This is a genomic window from Micromonospora matsumotoense, assembly GCF_900091525.1.
GTDB classification, from domain to species: domain Bacteria; phylum Actinomycetota; class Actinomycetes; order Mycobacteriales; family Micromonosporaceae; genus Micromonospora; species Micromonospora matsumotoensis.
This window is the reverse complement of record NZ_FMCU01000022.1, coordinates 67,191-83,949: the sequence shown is the minus strand read 5'-3', so window position 1 is coordinate 83,949 and position 16,759 is coordinate 67,191. Positions and strand designations below refer to the sequence as shown.

General features: G+C 71.7%; 16 protein-coding genes. 11 read left to right on the top strand and 5 right to left on the bottom strand.

Going from position 1 to position 16,759, the window contains the following annotated elements; translation table 11 throughout:
- The first annotated feature begins 51 nt into the window (after positions 1 to 51).
- Both cysD and cysN read left to right on the top strand, forming a co-directional pair.
- The gene (gene cysD, locus GA0070216_RS29195) at positions 52 to 966 is read left to right on the top strand and encodes a sulfate adenylyltransferase subunit CysD (RefSeq protein ID WP_091252823.1); all 915 of its coding nucleotides are present in this window, start codon (positions 52 to 54) and stop codon (positions 964 to 966) included.
- Positions 966 to 2,261 carry a sulfate adenylyltransferase subunit CysN gene (cysN, locus tag GA0070216_RS29190; protein WP_091252820.1) on the top strand — a complete coding sequence of 432 codons (1,296 nt, stop codon included), beginning with the start codon at positions 966 to 968 and terminating at the stop codon, positions 2,259 to 2,261. The genes cysD and cysN overlap by 1 nt, the downstream gene beginning before the upstream one ends.
- A gap of 279 nt (positions 2,262 to 2,540) precedes the next feature.
- Here the strand turns inward: cysN and galK are convergent, their stop codons facing one another.
- Together galK and galE are read right to left on the bottom strand one after the other, a co-directional pair.
- A complete protein-coding gene (gene galK / locus GA0070216_RS29185; protein WP_091252817.1) occupies positions 2,541 to 3,722 on the bottom strand; it encodes a galactokinase in 1,182 nt (393 codons plus the stop codon).
- Positions 3,719 to 4,648, bottom strand: a complete 930-nt coding sequence (gene galE / locus GA0070216_RS29180) for a UDP-glucose 4-epimerase GalE (protein WP_245722810.1) — start codon at positions 4,646 to 4,648, stop codon at positions 3,719 to 3,721. Before galE ends, galK begins: the two co-directional genes overlap by 4 nt.
- 228 nt (positions 4,649 to 4,876) lie before the next feature.
- On the opposite strand from galE, the gene GA0070216_RS29175 reads away from it, so the two are divergent.
- The 6 genes from GA0070216_RS29175 to GA0070216_RS29150 all read left to right on the top strand — a co-directional run bounded on the left by GA0070216_RS29175 (position 4,877) and on the right by GA0070216_RS29150 (position 9,512).
- Complete coding sequence (locus GA0070216_RS29175; RefSeq protein ID WP_091252802.1) at positions 4,877 to 5,890, top strand: hemolysin family protein; 1,014 nt, start codon at positions 4,877 to 4,879, stop codon at positions 5,888 to 5,890.
- A 33-nt stretch (positions 5,891 to 5,923) separates the two neighbouring features.
- Positions 5,924 to 6,949 (top strand): tryptophan--tRNA ligase, encoded by a 1,026-nt coding sequence (gene trpS, locus GA0070216_RS29170; protein WP_091252800.1) that lies wholly within the window; start codon positions 5,924 to 5,926, stop codon positions 6,947 to 6,949.
- A gap of 32 nt (positions 6,950 to 6,981) precedes the next feature.
- Entirely contained in the window at positions 6,982 to 7,551 is a 570-nt protein-coding gene (locus GA0070216_RS29165; RefSeq protein WP_091252865.1) for a 2'-5' RNA ligase family protein, read from the top strand.
- A gap of 157 nt (positions 7,552 to 7,708) precedes the next feature.
- A complete protein-coding gene (locus tag GA0070216_RS29160; protein WP_091252867.1) occupies positions 7,709 to 8,620 on the top strand; it encodes a YhjD/YihY/BrkB family envelope integrity protein in 912 nt (303 codons plus the stop codon).
- Positions 8,620 to 8,979, top strand: coding sequence for a GntR family transcriptional regulator (locus tag GA0070216_RS29155; protein WP_091252797.1), 360 nt, complete (start codon positions 8,620 to 8,622; stop codon positions 8,977 to 8,979). The genes GA0070216_RS29160 and GA0070216_RS29155 overlap by 1 nt, the downstream gene beginning before the upstream one ends.
- A gap of 95 nt (positions 8,980 to 9,074) precedes the next feature.
- Positions 9,075 to 9,512: a hypothetical protein gene (locus tag GA0070216_RS29150; protein WP_091252795.1), complete on the top strand. Its 438-nt coding sequence runs from the start codon at positions 9,075 to 9,077 to the stop codon at positions 9,510 to 9,512.
- 215 nt (positions 9,513 to 9,727) lie between these two features.
- Here GA0070216_RS29150 and GA0070216_RS29145 read toward each other — a convergent pair whose 3' ends face one another.
- The 3 genes from GA0070216_RS29145 to GA0070216_RS29140 form a co-directional block, all read right to left on the bottom strand.
- Positions 9,728 to 11,362, bottom strand: coding sequence for a glycoside hydrolase family 13 protein (locus GA0070216_RS29145; protein WP_091252793.1), 1,635 nt, complete (start codon positions 11,360 to 11,362; stop codon positions 9,728 to 9,730).
- Between the two features lie 243 nt (positions 11,363 to 11,605).
- On the bottom strand, positions 11,606 to 12,019 hold the full coding sequence (locus GA0070216_RS36715; protein WP_245722809.1) for a substrate-binding domain-containing protein: 414 nt from the start codon (positions 12,017 to 12,019) through the stop codon (positions 11,606 to 11,608).
- The gene (locus tag GA0070216_RS29140; RefSeq protein ID WP_245722807.1) at positions 11,914 to 12,753 is read right to left on the bottom strand and encodes a LacI family DNA-binding transcriptional regulator; all 840 of its coding nucleotides are present in this window, start codon (positions 12,751 to 12,753) and stop codon (positions 11,914 to 11,916) included. The genes GA0070216_RS36715 and GA0070216_RS29140 overlap by 106 nt, the downstream gene beginning before the upstream one ends.
- A 203-nt stretch (positions 12,754 to 12,956) precedes the next feature.
- Here GA0070216_RS29140 and GA0070216_RS29135 point away from each other — a divergent pair, with 203 nt between their 5' ends.
- Genes GA0070216_RS29135 through GA0070216_RS29125 form a run of 3 tightly spaced genes read left to right on the top strand, consistent with a single transcriptional unit; the run spans position 12,957 to position 16,722 of the window.
- A complete protein-coding gene (locus GA0070216_RS29135) occupies positions 12,957 to 14,210 on the top strand; it encodes a sugar ABC transporter substrate-binding protein (protein WP_091252791.1) in 1,254 nt (417 codons plus the stop codon).
- Positions 14,210 to 15,847 carry an ABC transporter permease subunit gene (locus GA0070216_RS29130; RefSeq protein ID WP_091252790.1) on the top strand — a complete coding sequence of 546 codons (1,638 nt, stop codon included), beginning with the start codon at positions 14,210 to 14,212 and terminating at the stop codon, positions 15,845 to 15,847. The genes GA0070216_RS29135 and GA0070216_RS29130 overlap by 1 nt, the downstream gene beginning before the upstream one ends.
- The gene (locus GA0070216_RS29125; protein ID WP_218108306.1) at positions 15,844 to 16,722 is read left to right on the top strand and encodes a sugar ABC transporter permease; all 879 of its coding nucleotides are present in this window, start codon (positions 15,844 to 15,846) and stop codon (positions 16,720 to 16,722) included. Before GA0070216_RS29130 ends, GA0070216_RS29125 begins: the two co-directional genes overlap by 4 nt.
- The last annotated feature ends 37 nt before the right edge of the window (positions 16,723 to 16,759 follow it).

Genomic DNA, 16,759 nt, shown 5'->3' with positions numbered 1-16,759 from the left:
CCGGAAAGGTCTGGAATCCATGAACGGATCCGCGCCGATCGAGCCTGTGGCATGACCGCCCCCGGCCGCTTCTACCAGGTCTCCCAGCTCGACGCGCTCGAGGCGGAGAGCATCTTCGTGATGCGTGAGGTGGTTGCCGAGATGGAGCGGCCGGTGCTGCTCTTCTCCGGTGGCAAGGACTCCATCGTGATGCTCCGGTTGGCGCAGAAGGCGTTCGCCCCGGCCGGCGTGCCGTTCCCGGTGATGCACGTCGACACCGGGCACAACTTCCCCGAGGTGCTCGACTACCGGGACCGGCGGGTGGCCGAGTTGGGTCTGCACCTGATCGTGGCGAGCGTGCCCGACGCCCTGGCCGCCGGGACGGTGCGGGAGTCCGGCGACGGGATGCGTAACCGGATCCAGACGCCGGTGTTGTTGGACGCGGTGGAGAAGCACCGGTTCGACGCGTTGTTCGGTGGGGCGCGGCGGGACGAGGAGAAGGCGCGGGCCAAGGAGCGGGTGTTCTCGTTCCGGGACGAGTTCGGGCAGTGGGATCCGAAGAACCAGCGGCCGGAGCTGTGGTCGTTGTACAACGGCCGGCATCATGCGGGTGAGTCGATCCGGGTGTTCCCGCTGTCCAACTGGACCGAGCTGGACGTGTGGCACTACATCGCCCGGGAGGCGATCCCGCTGCCGTCGATCTACTTCGCCCACGACCGTGAGGTGGTCGAACGCGACGGCATGTTCTACGCCGTGAACGAGTTCTTCCACCCCCGGGCGGGTGAGCAGCCGGTCAAGGCCCGGGTACGGTACCGCACGGTCGGCGACGCCTCCTGCACGGCGGCGGTGCGCTCGGACGCGGACACCGTGGACCGGGTGATCGACGAGGTGGCCGCGACGCGGATCACCGAGCGGGGCGCGACCCGGGGCGACGACCGGGTCAGCGAGGCCGCCATGGAGGACCGTAAGCGGGAGGGCTACTTCTGATGAGCGCCGAGACAGTGTCGCCCGAGATCGAGGCCCGACCGATGGACCTGTTGCGGTTCGCCACCGCCGGGAGTGTGGACGACGGCAAGTCGACCCTGATCGGTCGGCTGCTCTATGACACGAAGTCGTTGTTCACCGACCAGTTGGCGGCGGTGGAGGCGGTCAGCGCGGCCCGGGGTGACGAGTACACCAACCTGGCGTTGCTCACCGACGGTCTGCGGGCCGAGCGGGAGCAGGGCATCACCATCGACGTGGCGTACCGCTACTTCGCCACCCCGAGGCGGAAGTTCATCATCGCCGACACCCCGGGGCACACCCAGTACACCCGCAACATGGTCACCGGCGCGTCCACCGCCGACCTGGCGCTGGTGCTGGTGGATGCGCGGAAGGGGCTGGTGGAGCAGTCGCGGCGGCACGCGTTCCTGTGCTCGCTGCTGCGGGTGCCGCACCTGGTGTTGTGCGTCAACAAGATGGACCTCGTCGACTACTCCCAGGAGGTCTTCGAGCAGATCGCCGACGAGTTCACCGCCTTCGCGGCGAAGCTCGACGTGCCGGACCTGGCGGTGGTGCCGGTGTCGGCGCTGCGGGGGGACAACATCGTCACCCGCTCGGAGCACATGCCGTGGTACGAGGGCCCGTCGCTGCTGCACCACCTGGAACACGTGCACATCGCCTCGGACCGGAACCTGGTCGACGTGCGGTTCCCGGTGCAGTACGTGATCCGCCCGCAGTCGACCACCGTCACCGACTACCGGGGCTACGCCGGTCAGGTCGCCTCCGGCGTGCTCAAACCCGGCGACGAGGTGATGGTGCTCCCGTCCGGCTTCACCAGCCGGATCGCCTCGGTCGAGACCGCCGACGGCCCGGTGGACGAGGCGTTCCCGCCGATGTCGGTGACCGTCCGACTCGACGACGAGATCGACATCTCGCGCGGCGACATGATCTGCCGCCCGAACAACGCGCCCACCGTCTCCCAGGACATCGAGGCGATGGTCTGCTGGATGGACGAGACCCGCCCACTCCAGGTCGGCGGCAAGTACACGATCAAACACACCACCCGGACGGCGCGGACGATCGTGCGTGGCCTGTACTACCGCCTCGACATCAACACGCTGCACCGCGACGAGACCGCCAGCGAGTTGCGCCTCAACGAGATCGGCCGGGTCCGGCTGCGCACCACCATCCCGCTGCTGGCCGACGAGTACCGCCGCAACCGCACCACCGGCGGCTTCATCATCATCGACGAGGCCACCAACCGCACCGTAGCCGCCGGCATGATCGTCGACACCGCCTAACCCACCCCCACCCCCTCCCCCTCCCTCCGCCACCCTCGGCGTCCCCACCCATCGCTTCTCCACCCCCCGTTGATCAAGAGCTTTACGTCAACTTCCGCCCCCGGAATGACCCAAACCTCTTGATCACCGCCCCCTTGCCCGGCGGCCCCCGCTGGGCGGCTCGGTGATCAAGAGGTTTGGGTCGGGATCTGGCGTGGGGATGACGTAAAGCTCTTGATCAACGGGGGAGCGGCGCGGCGGGACGGGGCAGGGGAGGGGGCTGCGGGGCGGGAGCGGGGGTTAGGGGAGGCGGGTGGTGCCGGGGGCGGGGAGGGCGGTGAGGGTGGTGGGGGCGGTGAAGCCGCGCGCGGCGTAGGCGGCCCGGACGGCGGTCGCCACCGCGTCCGAGTGGGCCGCCTCGACCAGGGCGAGGACGCAGCCGCCGAAGCCACCGCCGGTCATCCGGGCACCGAGCGCACCGGCCGCGAGCGCCGCCTCGACGGCGGTGTCGACCTCGGGGACGGTGATCTCGAAGTCGTCCCGCATCGAGGCGTGCGAGGCGGTCAGCAGCGGCCCGATCTCGGGCACCCGGCCGGCGCGCAGCAACTCGACGGTGTCGCGCACCCGTTGGTTCTCGGTGACCACGTGTCGGACCCGTCGTCGGGTCTCGTCGTCGGGTAGGCGGTCCAGGGCGGCATCGAGGTCGGCGACCGGCACGTCCCGCAGGGCCGGCACCCCGAGCAGGTCGGCGGCCCGCTCGCAGGCGGCGCGACGGGAGGCGTACTCGCCGTCGGCGTGCTGGTGTGGGGCGCGGCTGTCGATCACCAGGATGGCCAGGCCGGCGGCGTCCAGGTCGAACGGGATGTGTTCGACGGACTCGTCACGGCAGTCGAGGAAGAGGGCGTGGCCGGCGCGGCAGCGGAGCACCGCGGACTGGTCCATGATGCCGGTCGGTGCGCCGACATAGCCGTTCTCGGCGCGTTGGGCCAGCCGGGGGCGGTGCGCGGCGGGCAGGTCCAGCCCGCCCAGGTCGGCCAGGGCGGTGAGCACCGCCGCCTCCAGGGCCGCCGAGGAGGAGAGCCCGGAGCCGAGCGGCACGTCGGAGGCGATCGCCAGCCGGGCGCCGGGGACGGCGTACCCGGCCTCACGCAGGGCCCACACCACGCCGGCGACGTACCCACCCCAGCCGGTGACCCGGCCGGGGGAGTCGGCCTCGGCGGCGCCGAAGTCGACCGGTCGGTCGGCGATCTCCGACCGGACCGTCCAGCGTTCGCCGGGCTGCGGGCCGGCGGCGACCACGGTACGCAGCGGCAGGGCGAAGGGCAGCACGAAGCCGTCGTTGTAGTCGGTGTGCTCGCCGATCAGGTTGACCCGTCCGGGTGCCGCCCAGCGGCCCGCCGGCTGCGCGTCGTACCCCCGGGAGAAGCCGGCGGTGGCGCGGTCGGCGACGTCGGGTGCGGCGGCGGGTCGTCCCGGCGTCACGACTGGCCCAGGACGTGCGTGCGGTAGAAGGCCCAGGCGTCGCCCACCATGTCGGCCAGGGTGGGCTTCTCGGGCACCCAGCCCAGTTCCTGTCGGGCCAGCGCCGAGGAGGCGACGAGTTCGGCCGGGTCGCCGTCGCGGCGGGGCGCGATCTCGACGGGCAGCGGGTGACCGGTGACCTCGCGGACCACGTCGACGACCTGCCGGTTGGTGAAGCCGCTGCCGTTGCCGAGGTTGTAGATGCGGTGCCGTCCGGGCACGGCGGCGGTGAGCGCCAGCAGGTGGGCGCGGGCCAGGTCCTCGACGTGGATGTAGTCGCGCACGCAGGTGCCGTCGACGGTGGGGTAGTCGTCGCCGAAGAGTTGGAGTTTCTCCCGCCGGCCGGCGGCGACGTCCAGGGCGATGGGGATGAGGTGCGTCTCCGGGTCGTGCCGTTCGCCGATGGCGAGGCCGTCGCGCAGGTACGCCCCGGCGACGTTGAAGTAGCGCAGCGAGACGGCGGCCAGGTCGTGCGCGGTCGCCTCGGAGGTGAGCACCAGGTCGACGGCGAGCTTGGTGGCCCCGTACGTGTTGGCGGGGGCCTTGACGGCGGTCTCCGGGATGGGCAGTTCGACCGGGTTGCCGTAGACGGCGGCGGTGGAGGAGAAGACCATGCGTGGCACCCGGGCGGCCCGGACGGCGTCGATCAGCGCGATGGAGCTGACCGTGTTGGCGTGCCAGTAGCGCTCGGGGTGGACCATCGACTCACCGGCGGCGATCAGCGCGGCGAAGTGCAGCACCGCGTCGTAGCCGGCGTCGGGGGTGAGCACCTGGGCGGCCTCGTGCACCGGCAGGTCGACGTGGGTGGCGTCGGGGGCCAACGCCGCCCGGTGGCCGGTGCGCAGGTCGTCCAGGACGGTCACCCGGTGGCCGGCGTCGAGCAGCATCCGGGTCACCACGCTGCCGATGAACCCGGCACCGCCGGTGACGAGCAGTTTCACGTCGGTCCTCCTGCCTGGCCGCGCCCGCTGCGGCCGTTCGTGATCACCCTACGGGCGGGTGCTGTCGTCGCGCTGTGCGTCGCGGGGTCGGCGCTATTCCATCACGAACCTCCAAGATTGAACAGATCCGAACATCGCCCACCGTCCGTGGCTGGCGGCCCTACCATCACTTCCATGCGGGAAGCGGGCGGTCCCGGGCCCCGGAGACGCGCCCCGGGGCGGACCCGACGCGCACCCGGACCGATGGCCCGCAGCGTCGCCCGGCTCGTCGTCCGGGCCGCCGACGGCGCCACCCGGCTCGTCACCGGCCTGCTCGGCGCCAGCCCCGCCGCCGGTCGGGAGAGGATCAGCGAGCACGAACTGCGCGACCTGGTCGCCGCGAACACCGTCCTCGACCCCGACGAACGGCGGATCATCGACGAGGTGCTGGTCGCCGGGGCCAGTCTGGTCCGTGAGGTGATGATGCCCCGGACCGAGGTGGTCTTCCTCGCCGCCGACCTGACCCTGGCCGAGGCCGAACGGCTGGTCCGGGTCGACCCGCACACCCGCTACCCGGTGGTCGACGGCACCCACGACGACGTGGTCGGCTTCGTCCACCTGCGGGACGTGCTGCTCCGCCCCGACCTGGACCCGGCGACCCCGGTGGGCCGGTTGAGCCGGGAGGTGAAGCGGTTGCCCGGCAGCAAGCGGGTGCTCGCCGCGCTGACCGAGATGCGCCGGGAGGGCCACCACCTCGCCGTGGTGGTCGACGAGTACGGCGGCACCGCCGGCATCGTCACCTGCGAGGACCTGATCGAGGAACTCGTCGGGGAGATCCACGACGAGCACGCCGGCCCACCCGAACCGGCGTCCGCCGGCCTGCCGGCCGTGGTGGACGGTCGGCTCAACCTGGCCGACTTCGCCGAGCGGACCGGGGTGCCACTGCCCGCCGGCCCGTACGAGACGGTCGGCGGGTACGTGATGGCGGCGCTCGGCCGGCTCCCGGTGGCCGGGGACGAGGTCCCGGTCGTCCCGCCGGATGATCCGCCGACGGCGGAGTCGACCGACGGTTGGCTGTTGCGGGTGCTCGCCCTCGACGGGCGTCGGGTGTCCCGGGTCGCGGTCTCCGCCGCCCGCCTGCCGGAGCCGCGACGCGAGGTCACCGCCCCGGCGGGATCGGCGGCGAGTCGACCCGCCGGCCCGTCATGACGTACGCCGGTGGTTACTGACAGAATTGCCGGCATGTCCGACGCTCCCGCCCGCCCCCGCGTCTTCTCCGGCATCCAGCCGACGGCCGACTCGTTCCACCTCGGCAACTACCTGGGCGCGGTGCGGCACTGGGTGGCGTTGCAGGACACCCACGAGGCGTTCTACTGCGTGGTCGACCTGCACGCGATCACCGCCGGGCACGATCCGGCGGTGCTGCGGCAGCGCACCCGGGTGGCCGCCGCGCAGCTCTTCGCGGTCGGCATCGATCCGGAGCGCAGCGCCCTGTTCGTCCAGTCGCAGGTGCCCGAGCACGCGCAGTTGGCCTGGGTGTTGGGCTGCATCACCGGGTTCGGTGAGGCGAGCCGGATGACCCAGTTCAAGGACAAGTCGCAGAAGCAGGGCAGCGACCGGTCCAGCGTCGGCCTGTTCACGTACCCGATCCTCCAGGCCGCCGACATCCTGCTCTACCAGGCCGACGTGGTGCCGGTCGGCGAGGACCAGCGGCAGCACCTGGAGCTCTCCCGGGACCTGGCCCAGCGGTTCAACTCGCTGTTCGGGCCGACCTTCACGGTGCCCGCCCCGCACATCGTCAAGGACACTGCCAAGATCACGGATCTTCAGGAGCCGACGGCGAAGATGTCGAAGTCGTCGTCCTCGCCGACCGGCATCATCGACCTGTTGGAGGAGCCGGCCCGCTCGGCCAAGAAGATCCGCTCGGCGGTGACCGACACCGGCCGGGAGATCGTCTTCGACACCGAGACCAAGCCCGGGGTGTCCAACCTGCTCACCATCCACTCCGCGCTCTCCGGCCGGAGCATCGACGACCTGGTGGCCGCGTACGCGGGCCGGGGGTACGGCGATCTCAAGAAGGAGTTGGGCGAGGTGGTCCGCGAGTTCGTCACCCCGATCCAGGAGCGCACCCGCAGCTACCTCGACGACCCCGCGCAGCTCGACAAGCTGCTCGCCGCCGGCGCGGAGAAGGCCCGGGAGGTCACCGTGCCGACGCTGCGCACAGCGTACGAGCGGGTCGGGTTCCTTGCGCCGGTCCGCTTCGAGTAGTCGTGGGCGGGGCGGCGGTGCGGGTCGAGACGATGGCCGGAGGGGTGGCGCGGAGCGTGGATCGCAGGGACGAGGTTCCGGTGGCCGGCGACACCATCCAGATCGGGATCGCGGTGGACATCCCCGAGCCGTGGGGTGAGCTGCTCACCCGACGGCGGGCGCAGACGGGTGACCCGCAGGTCGTCCCGGCGCACGTGACCCTGCTCGGCCCGACCGAGATCCCGGTGGCCGCGCTGGGGGCGGTCGAGGCGCACCTGGCCGAGGTGGCCGCCACCCACCTGCCGTTCACCCTGCACCTACGGGGGACCGGCACGTTCCGGCCGGTGACCCAGGTGGTCTTCGTCGCGGTGGCGGCCGGGATCAGCGAGTGCGAGCTGCTCGCCGCCGCCATCAACGCCGCGCCCCACCTGCACCGGGAGCTGCGCTTCCCGTACCACCCGCACGTCACCGTGGCCCAGGACGTCGCCCCCGAGGCGCTGGACCGGGCGTACGAGGATCTCGCCGACTTCTCGGCGATGTTCGAGGTGGAGGCGTTCACCCTGTTCTCGCACAGCGGTCAGACCCGGTGGCAGCCGCGCCGGGACTTCCGGCTCGGCGGCTGACCCGCGCCGCCGGTGGCCGGTCGGAGCGCCCGTGCGGGCGGCACCCCCACCCGCCGGTGGCCGGCACCCCCTCCCGCCGGCAGCCGGTTGACCGGCCCGGCGACGACAGATCGGCGAGGATGACGTGGTGGACGCGTGGGGCCGGTGGACGGCCGGCATGGACCGCCGGTTCACCGCGGCCCGGAGCCGGTGGCCCCGGCTCGACCATGTTTGGCGGGCGGTGGACCTTTACAGCGAGGTGCTGGGCGGTCGGTTGGCCGCCGCCATCGCCTACTACGGCTTCTTTGCGGTCTTCGCCCTCGCCCTGGTCGCGTACTCGGCCTTCGGGGCCATCCTGGAGGACAATGACGAGGTCTCCGACGCGGCCGCGGAGTTCCTGCGGGACAACCTGCCCTTCCTCGACCCGCAGCAGATCGCCGAGAGCAGCAACGCGGTCGGGGTGGTGGGCCTGGTCATCCTGGGCTTCACCGGGATCGGCTGGGTGGAGGCGATCCGGTCGTCGCAGCGGCTGATGTACGGCTTCAACCAGCAGCCGGGCAACCTGGTGGTGCGCCAGTTGGTGGATCTGGGGGTGCTGCTGCTGGTCTTCGTCATGCTGGGCATCTCGGTGGCGGCCGTGGACGCGCTGGAGTCGGTGCTGCGCTTCCTGCTGCGGGCCACCGGGTCGGTGGGGCTGACCACCATCAGCGCCGTGCTCAGCGTGCTGGTCAACGCGGTGCTGGCGACGGCGCTGCTGGTGGCGGTGCCCCGGCTGCGGATGAGCCGGCGACGACTGCGGCCGGTGGTGATCCTGGTCGCGGTCGGGATCACCCTGCTCAACACGGTCGGCCGGTTCTACATCGTGCGGACCGAGCGGAACCCGGCGTACGCCGTGGTGACCGGTGCGGTGGCCGTGCTGCTCTACCTCTACCTGCTCAACCAGCTGGTGCTCTTCGGTGCCGCGCTCGCCGCCACCAGCCGGCACGGCCGGGTCGTCGACCTCTCCGAGGGCGCGGTGATGCGGCAGGTCAACGTCGAGGCCGACGTCGACGAGGAGACCGATCCGGGTACGCCGGGAGGAGCGGGCTGATGCCGATCGAGATCGATCCGGGTTCGGCGGTGCCCCCGTACGCGCAGGTGCGTGCGCAGCTCGCCGAGATGATCGGGGACGGCCGGCTGGCGGTGGGCACCCGGCTGGCTCCGGTGCGGCAGTTCGCCGCCGAGCTGGGGCTGGCGGTGAACACGGTGGCCCGCGCCTACCGGGAGCTGGAGTCGGCCGGGCTGTTGGAGACCCGGGGCCGGCACGGCAGCTTCGTCGCCCCGGGGCGGGACGACGCGGCGGACCGGTTGCAGCGGGCGGCCACCCGGTACGCGGAGGAGGCGGCCCGGCTGGGGGTGCCACCCGACCGGGCGCTGGCCCTGGTCCGCGCCGCCCTGGACGCCCCCTGACGACAGCTCCCGGTAGCGGGGGCCGACAGTCGTGGAAAAAGATGAATGGGGCAAATGCCGCAGCGAGTGCCGGTCGGACCGGCCATGATGAGCCGGTGGGCGCACTTGTGACGCTGGACCTGCCGGACGACTCGCCGATCCTCGGCCTGCCGTGGATCATCACGGTCGGCCCGCTCGGCGACCCGGCGGAGTGGGAGCCGGTGGTCTGCGGCCCGTACGAGCGCCCGCACGCGTTGGCCCTGGCCGAGGCGGTGGTGGCCGACGAGCAGTTGCTGGCGGTGGTCGAGCCGCTGTTGCCGGCGCTGTCGGCCGAGGAGATCCGGGGCGAGATCGCCGCATCGCAGCTCGCCGCCGAGGACGAGGAGGCCCGGATCGAGGCGGCCGACCTCTACGGCGACTTCGACGAGGTCCTCGACGAGCAGGAGGAGCCGGCGGCCGCCGTGGCGGACCGGCCGGAGCCACCGCCCGTACCGGCCGAGGCGGAGGTGCGGGCGGGCTTCGGGCGGATCGCCGCGCTGCTGCGCGGGCGGTGACGGCTCCACCGGCCGGTGACCGCTCGGGGGCCGTCGTCGACCGGTGCCGGCCACCGACGGTGCCGACGCGGTACGCGATGGAGCGCCGGCGTCCCGGGAAGCGGACTCCCCGGGACGCCGGTGCCACCTCACCCCCCACCACAAGGGGTCGGCAGCCCAGTCGCCCGTCGGCGCGGGGCACAACGGACGACCAGGTCAATGGCGGGTTACCCGGCTCAACGCCGTTCGAACCACGCGGCGGCGTCCACCGGCAGGACGTGTCCGGTGTCCTGCGCGGTGAGGTCTGTGCTGGCCACCACGGGCCGGCCGTACCCGTCGATCCGGACCGGGGCACCGCTGAGGTTGACCACGCAGGTCAGCACGGCGTCGTCGGCGCAGCGATGGAAGGCCAGCACGCCGGGCCCGGTCTCCAGCCAGACCACCGGGCCGGCGGTGGCGGCCAGCGCCGGGTGCTCGTGCCGGGCCCGCAGCGCCGCCCGGTACAGCTCCAGCGTCGAGCCGGGCGTCCCGGTCTGGGCGGCCACCGAGAGGGCCCGCCAGGTCGTCGGGGCCGGCAGCCAGCTCAGCGCGCCGCCCTCCGGACCGAAGCCGTACGGGGCCAGCTCGCCGCTCCACGGGATGGGCACCCGGCAGCCGTCGCGGCTCTCCCCGGTACGCAGGAACGCCGGGTCCTGGCGGAGCGCGTCGGGCAGGTCCAGCACCTCGGGGAGGCCCAGCTCCTCGCCCTGGTAGAGGTAGGTGGAGCCGGGCAGGGCCAGCATCAGCAGGGCGGCGGCGCGGGCCCGGCGCAGGCCGATCTCGCCGTCGCCGTACCGGGTGACGTGCCGCTGCCGGTCGTGGTTGGACAGCACCCAGGTGGTCGGCGCGCCGACGATCGTCGACTCGGCCAGCGCGGTGTCGATCACCTTGCGGAACGAGTCGGCCGACCAGGTGGCGTCGAGGAAGTCGAAGCTGAACGCCTGGTGCAGCTCGTCCGGGCCGATGTAACGGGCCAGCCGTTGCGGGGTCTCCGCCCACGCCTCGGCGACCGCCATCCGGCCACCGGGGTAGCTGTCCAGGATCGGCCGCCAGGCCCGGTAGATCTCGTGCACCTCGTCCTGGTCGAAGTAGGGCAGCCGGCCCTTGCCGAGCAGCTCCGACTGACGCCGGCCGGTGGTCATCGAGCTGAAGCCGACGTCCGGCAGCCCCTCCGCCTTGATCATGCCGTGGGCGACGTCGATCCGGAATCCGTCGACGCCCCGGTCGAGCCAGAAGCGGAGGACATCCTCGAACTCGGCGCGCACCTGCGGGTGCCGCCAGTTCAGGTCCGGCTGGGCCGGGTCGAACAGGTGCAGGTACCACTGGCCGTCCGGTAGCCGGGTCCAGGCGGGGCCGCCGAAGATGCTCTCCCAGTCGTTCGGCGGCAGCTCGCCGTGCGCGCCCTGGCCGTCGGCGAAGAGGTAACGCGCCCGCTCCGGGGAGCCGGGGCCGGCGGCGAGGGCGGCGGTGAACCACGGGTGCGCGCTGGAGGTGTGGTTCGGCACCAGGTCCACGATGATCCGCAGGCCCAGCGCGTGCGCGTCGGTGATCATGGCGTCGAAGTCGGCGAGGTCGCCGAAGAGCGGGTCGACGTCCCGGTAGTCGGACACGTCGTAGCCGGCGTCGATCTGCGGCGAGGTGTAGAACGGGGTCAGCCAGAGCGCGTCCACGCCGAGGTCACGCAGGTAGGGCAGCCGCTGCCGGATGCCCTGGAGGTCGCCGACACCGTCGCCGTCGGAGTCGGCGAAGCTGCGGACGTACACCTGGTAGACGACCGCGGAGCGCCACCAGTCGTCGGAGGTCAGCGGCGTGCGGTCGGTGGCGGCGGTCATCGGCGGAGATCCCCGTTCTGTGGCGGGACGGTGCACCCGCGCGGCAATGGGGTGGGGACGCGGGTGTGGAGAGAATGCCGGCCGAATGCTGCAAGAGTCAAGCAGGGATTGCGCAAGAAATGACGTCCGTCACCCTGCGGCCAGGGTGGGCTTGCTGCACACTCGTCCCAGCAGCCGGGAGGTGGACCCGTCGACGGGCACCGCGTCCGCCCGATCCGACGGCGGGCAGGTTAGGCCGGCAGGTCAGGCGGGGACGGCGAGGGCGGGGGGTGCCGGGCGGGACCGGCCGGGGCCGGCCTGGCGTACCACCGCGGTGGACCCGCGTACCACCAGCTCCGGGCGGAACAGGTATTCCGAGTGCGGGGCGGCGTGCCCGTTGATCTCGTCGACCAGGGCCCGGACCGCCGCCACCGCGGCCACCGGCTGCCGCATGGTGGTCAGCGGCGGATCGGTGAAGGCCATCAGCGGCGAGTCGTCGTAGCCGACCACCGACAGCTCGCCGGGGACGGACAGCCCGCGCTGCCGGCCGGCCCGGACCGCGCCCAACGCCATCAGGTCGGAGCCGCGTAGCCGACCACCGACAGCTCGCCGGGGACGGACAGCCCGCGCTGCCGGCCGGCCCGGACCGCGCCCAACGCCATCAGGTCGGAGCCGCAGACGATGCCGGTGACCCCGCGCTCGATCAGTCGACCGGCGGCGGCCTCGCCGCCCTCGACGCCGAACAGGGACAGCTCGGCGAGCGCGTCCAGCTCGCTGCCGGTGGAGCCCAGCCGGGTCATCGCGGCCCGGAAGCCGGCCACCCGACGCTGCACCGGCACGAACCGGTCCGGCCCGGTGATCAGGCCGATCTGCCGGTGCCCGAGCGCGACCAGGTGCGCCACGGCCAGCTCGGTGGCCTCCCGGTCGTCGCAGGAGACGAAGGGCGCGGCGATGCCCGGTGCGTACCCGTTGATCATGACGACCGGGAGCGGCCGGGCGATCAGCGCGCGGTACCGGTCGTGGTTGGCCGCCGTGTCGGCGTGCAGGCCGGAGACGAAGACGATCCCGGAGACCTGCCGGTCGAGCAGCATCTCCACGTACTCGTCCTCGGTGACCCCACCCGGGGTCTGGGTGCACAGCACCGGGGTGAAGCCGCTCTGCGCCAGGGTCGACTCGATCACCTGGGCGAACGCCGGGAAGATCGGATTCTCCAGCTCCGGCACCACCAACCCGACCAGCCCGGCGCTGCGTTTGCGCAGCCGGGCCGGGCGCTCGTAGCCGAGCACGTCGAGGGCGGTCAGGACGGCCTGCCGGGTCTCGGGGGCCACGCCGGGGCGGTCGTTGAGCACCCGCGACACCGTGGCCTCGCTGACTTCGGCCTGTTGGGCGATGTCGGACAGTCGAGCGCGCATGGCCGAACTTTAACCCAAGGGCAAGTTCTTGCGTGTGCTTCTGCAAACCCTTCCATAATCTGCAACCTCTTGCTAACGTCCCGGCAACACGCGACAGCAGCGGCGCGGCCTGCCCGGCGCCGGTTGGCAAGAACTTCCAGAGTTCCTACGGCGAGGCCGCCCTTCCCCCGGCGGTCGGCTTCGCCATGACGACAGGAGTACCGATGCGCATCCGTACCGCGGGTGTGGTCACCGTTCTCGGCCTGGCGCTCGCCGCGTCGGGCTGCGGCGGCGACAACAGCAACGACGAACCGGCCACCAAGGCGACCTCCCCGGCGGCGGGCGGCAAGCTCGTCATCTGGGCGGACGACAAGCGCACCGCGGCCCTCAAGCCGTTCGCCGAGAAGTTCGGCCAGGATAACGGGGTCACCGTCGAGGTGCAGGCCGTCTCCAAGGACCTCCAGACGAACTTCGTCACCGCCTCCCAGCAGGGCAGCGGCCCGGACGTCGTGGTCGGTGCGCACGACTGGATCGGCAACCTGGTCCAGAACGGCGCCATCGACCCGGTGCAGCTCGCCGCCGCGCAGAGGTCCAGCTTCAACGAGACCGCGATCAAGGCGGTGACCTTCAACGGTCAGCTCTACGGCGTCCCCTACGCCACCGAGAACATCGCGCTGATCCGCAACACCGCGCTGGCCCCCGAGGCGCCGAAGACGATCGAGGATCTGGTCGCCACCGGCAAGAAGCTCAAGGCCGACAAGAAGGCGAGCGAGATCCTCTGCCTCCAGTCCGGCCAGAACGGCGACGCCTACCACGTCTACCCGCTCTACACCTCGGCCGGCGGCTACCTCTTCGGCACCACCGCCAACGGCGACTACGACCCGAAGGACCTCGGCGTGGGCAAGCCGGAGTCGATCGAGGCGTTCAAGAAGATCGGCAAGCTCGGCGAGAAGGGCGACGGCGCGCTGAAGCGCTCCATCACCGGCGAGAACTCGATCGCCACCTTCACCGGCAAGAAGTGCGCCTTCCTGGTCTCCGGCCCGTGGGCGATCGCCGACGCCAAGAAGGCCGACATCTCCTACGACATCTCCCCGGTCCCCGGCTTCGCCGGCGGCAAGCAGGCCCAGCCGTTCGTCGGCGTCCAGGCGTTCTATGTGGCCGCCAAGGGCAAGAACAAGGCGCTGGCACAGGAGTTCGTCACCAACTACGTTACCACCCCGGAGTTGGCGGTGGCGCTCTACCAGGCCGAGCCGCGTCCGCCGGCGCTGACCGCCGCGTTCGACCAGGTGAAGGGCACCGACCCGGACCTGGCCAAGTTCTCCGAGGCGGGCAGGAACGGCCAGGTGCTCCCGGCGATCCCGGCGATGGCCGCGATCTGGGACCCGTTCGGCAAGGCGGAGGCCGCCGTCATCGGTGGCGCCGACCCGGCGAAGACCGTCACCGCCGCCGGCAAGACGATCTCCGGTCAGATCAAGTAATGCGCACGCCGTCCGGCCCGGGGTCTGCCCAGCAGGCCCCGGGCCGGGGGCCCGTCCGCTCCGGGCCCCCGGAAACGACCCGTACCGCGCGCCAGCACGCGCCGATCACCGCGACCGGCCTCATCGTCAAGGTGATCCTGCTCGGCCTGGTGGCCGGGATCGCGATCTGGGCGGCCTTCCCGCTCATCGCCGCCAAGCTCTGGGTCGGACTGGCCGTCCTGGTGGTCACCACCGTCGGCCTGGGCTACCTCTACCTCACCCGCCGGCACATCCCGGCCAAGTACCTGGTGCCCGGCACGATCTTCCTGATCGCCTTCCAGGTCTTCCCGGTGCTCTACACCGCGAGCACCGCGTTCACCAACTTCGGCGACGGCCACCGGGGCGCCAAGGACGACGCGATCGTCGCCATCGGCAGCTCCTCGGTCAAGCAGGTCCCCGGCTCCGCCGAGTACACCCTCGCCATCGCCACCACCGGTGACCCGGCCACCGGGCCGCTGGTCTTCCTGGTCACCGACCCGTCGACCGGCACGGTCTCCGCCGGGGACAGCGACGGGCTGCGCCCGCTCGACGCCGCCGACGTGACCGTCACGCCCGCCGGCAAGGTCACCGCCGCCCAGGGCTACACCGTGCTCAACTTCGGCCAGGCCAGCGTCCGCAGCCAGGAGATCACCGACCTGGTCGTGCCGACCCCGGGGGGCGCGCTGCGCTCCAACGGCCTGTCCCGGGCCTACGAGGGCAAGGCTATCCGGGCGTACGACCGCAGCTGTGACTGCATCACCGACAGCGAGACCGGGCGGACCTGGACGGCCGACGGCACGGTCGGCGCCTTCGTCGCGGCCGACGGCGAGCGGCTCGCCCAGGGCTGGCAGGTCGGCGTCGGGCTGAAGAACTTCGCCCGGGTGCTCACCGACCCGAACATCTCCGGCCCGTTCTTCGGCACCCTGCTGTGGAACTTCGCCTTCGCGATCGGCTCCACCGGGTTCACCTTCGGACTCGGCATGGCGATCGCGTTGGCCCTGCACTCGCCCCGGATGCGGGGCACCAACCTCTACCGGGTGTTCCTGATCCTGCCGTACGCCATGCCGTCGTTCGCGATGCTGCTGGTCTGGCGGGACATGTTCAACACCGACTTCGGCCTGATCAACAACCTGTTCGGCCTCGGCGTCGACTGGTTCGGCGAGGCCTGGTCGGCCCGGGTGGCGGTGCTGCTGGTGCAGCTCTGGCTGGGCTACCCGTACATGTTCCTGGTGGCCACCGGTGCGCTCCAGGCCATCCCGAGGGAGTTGACCGAGGCCACCTCGGTCGACGGCGCGTCACCGTGGCAGTCGTTCCGGGCGGTCACCCTGCCGCTGCTGCTGGTGGCGCTCTCGCCGCTGCTGATCGCGTCGTTCGCGTTCAACTTCAACAACATCAACGCGATCTGGTTCACCACCGAGGGCGGCCCGTTCGCGCCGGACAACCCGACCAACGGGGCCACCGACCTGCTGATCACGTACACCTACCGGCTGGCCTTCGGCGCGCAGGGCGCCGAGTTCGGGCTGGCCGCCGCAGTGTCGATCTTCATCTTCGCGATCGTGGCCACGGTCTCGGCGATCAGCTTCCGGCGCACCCGCCAGCAGGAGGAGGTCTACTCGTGACGACCCACCCGAACGCCGCCGGCCGGCGCGGGAGCCGGTGGTTCACCCAGGTCGGTTGGCGGCACGTCGTCGGCGTGCTGGCGGTGGCGTTCAGCCTCTTCCCGATCCTGTTCGTGCTCTCCGCCGCGCTCAACCCGCTCGGCACCCTCTCCTCGACCCAACTCCTGCCGACCGGGGCCTCCCTGGAGAACTTCGGCAACCTGTTCTCGCGGACCGAGTTCGGCAACTGGTTCCTCAACTCGCTGCTCATCGCGGGCGGGGCGAGCTTCGTGTCGATCTTCCTGTCCTCACTGGCGGCGTACGCGTTCTCCCGGATGCGCTTCACCGGCCGGCGGTTCGGGCTGCTGACCCTGCTGTTGATCCAGATGTTCCCGCAGTTCCTGGCGATCGTGGCGATCTTCCTGATCTTCACCCGGGTCACCGACCTGTGGCCGTCGATCGGCTTCAACACCCCGTGGGGCCTGCTCCTGCTCTACATGGGCGGCGCGCTGGGCATGAACACCTGGCTGATGAAGGGGTTCTTCGACACCCTGCCGCGCGAGCTGGACGAGTCGGCCACCATGGACGGCGCCAGCCACGCCCAGGTCTTCTTCCGGATCATGCTGCCGCTGGTGGCGCCGATCCTGGCGGTGACCGCGCTGCTGTCGTTCATCGGCACGATCAACGAGTTCATGATCGCCAACGTGTTCCTCACCGACACCGGGTCCAAGACCCTCGCGGTCGGCATGTTCGGCCTGGTGGCGGGGGAGCGGAACAACAACTTCGGGATCTTCGCGGCGGGCACCCTGCTCACCGCGATCCCCACCGTGCTGGTCTTCCAACTCCTCCAGCGCTACATCGTCTCCGGCCTCACCGTCGGGGCGGTCAAGGGGTGAATCGGGGGGTGGCCGCTGTTTCGCGGTGCGGTTGAGC

Coding starts and splice junctions, on each gene's coding strand:
- galE (WP_245722810.1), bottom strand. CDS start 4,648: ATGCTGCTCGACGCCGGCCACCGGGTGACCGTCCTGGACGACCTGCGC.
- trpS (WP_091252800.1), top strand. CDS start 5,924: ATGTCCGACGCTCCCGCCCGCCCCCGCGTCTTCTCCGGCATCCAGCCG.
- GA0070216_RS29160 (WP_091252867.1), top strand. CDS start 7,709: ATGGACCGCCGGTTCACCGCGGCCCGGAGCCGGTGGCCCCGGCTCGAC.
- GA0070216_RS29175 (WP_091252802.1), top strand. CDS start 4,877: ATGCGGGAAGCGGGCGGTCCCGGGCCCCGGAGACGCGCCCCGGGGCGG.
- GA0070216_RS29165 (WP_091252865.1), top strand. CDS start 6,982: ATGGCCGGAGGGGTGGCGCGGAGCGTGGATCGCAGGGACGAGGTTCCG.
- cysD (WP_091252823.1), top strand. CDS start 52: ATGACCGCCCCCGGCCGCTTCTACCAGGTCTCCCAGCTCGACGCGCTC.
- GA0070216_RS29145 (WP_091252793.1), bottom strand. CDS start 11,362: ATGACCGCCGCCACCGACCGCACGCCGCTGACCTCCGACGACTGGTGG.
- cysN (WP_091252820.1), top strand. CDS start 966: ATGAGCGCCGAGACAGTGTCGCCCGAGATCGAGGCCCGACCGATGGAC.
- GA0070216_RS29135 (WP_091252791.1), top strand. CDS start 12,957: ATGCGCATCCGTACCGCGGGTGTGGTCACCGTTCTCGGCCTGGCGCTC.
- GA0070216_RS29155 (WP_091252797.1), top strand. CDS start 8,620: ATGCCGATCGAGATCGATCCGGGTTCGGCGGTGCCCCCGTACGCGCAG.
- GA0070216_RS29140 (WP_245722807.1), bottom strand. CDS start 12,753: ATGCGCGCTCGACTGTCCGACATCGCCCAACAGGCCGAAGTCAGCGAG.
- GA0070216_RS29130 (WP_091252790.1), top strand. CDS start 14,210: ATGCGCACGCCGTCCGGCCCGGGGTCTGCCCAGCAGGCCCCGGGCCGG.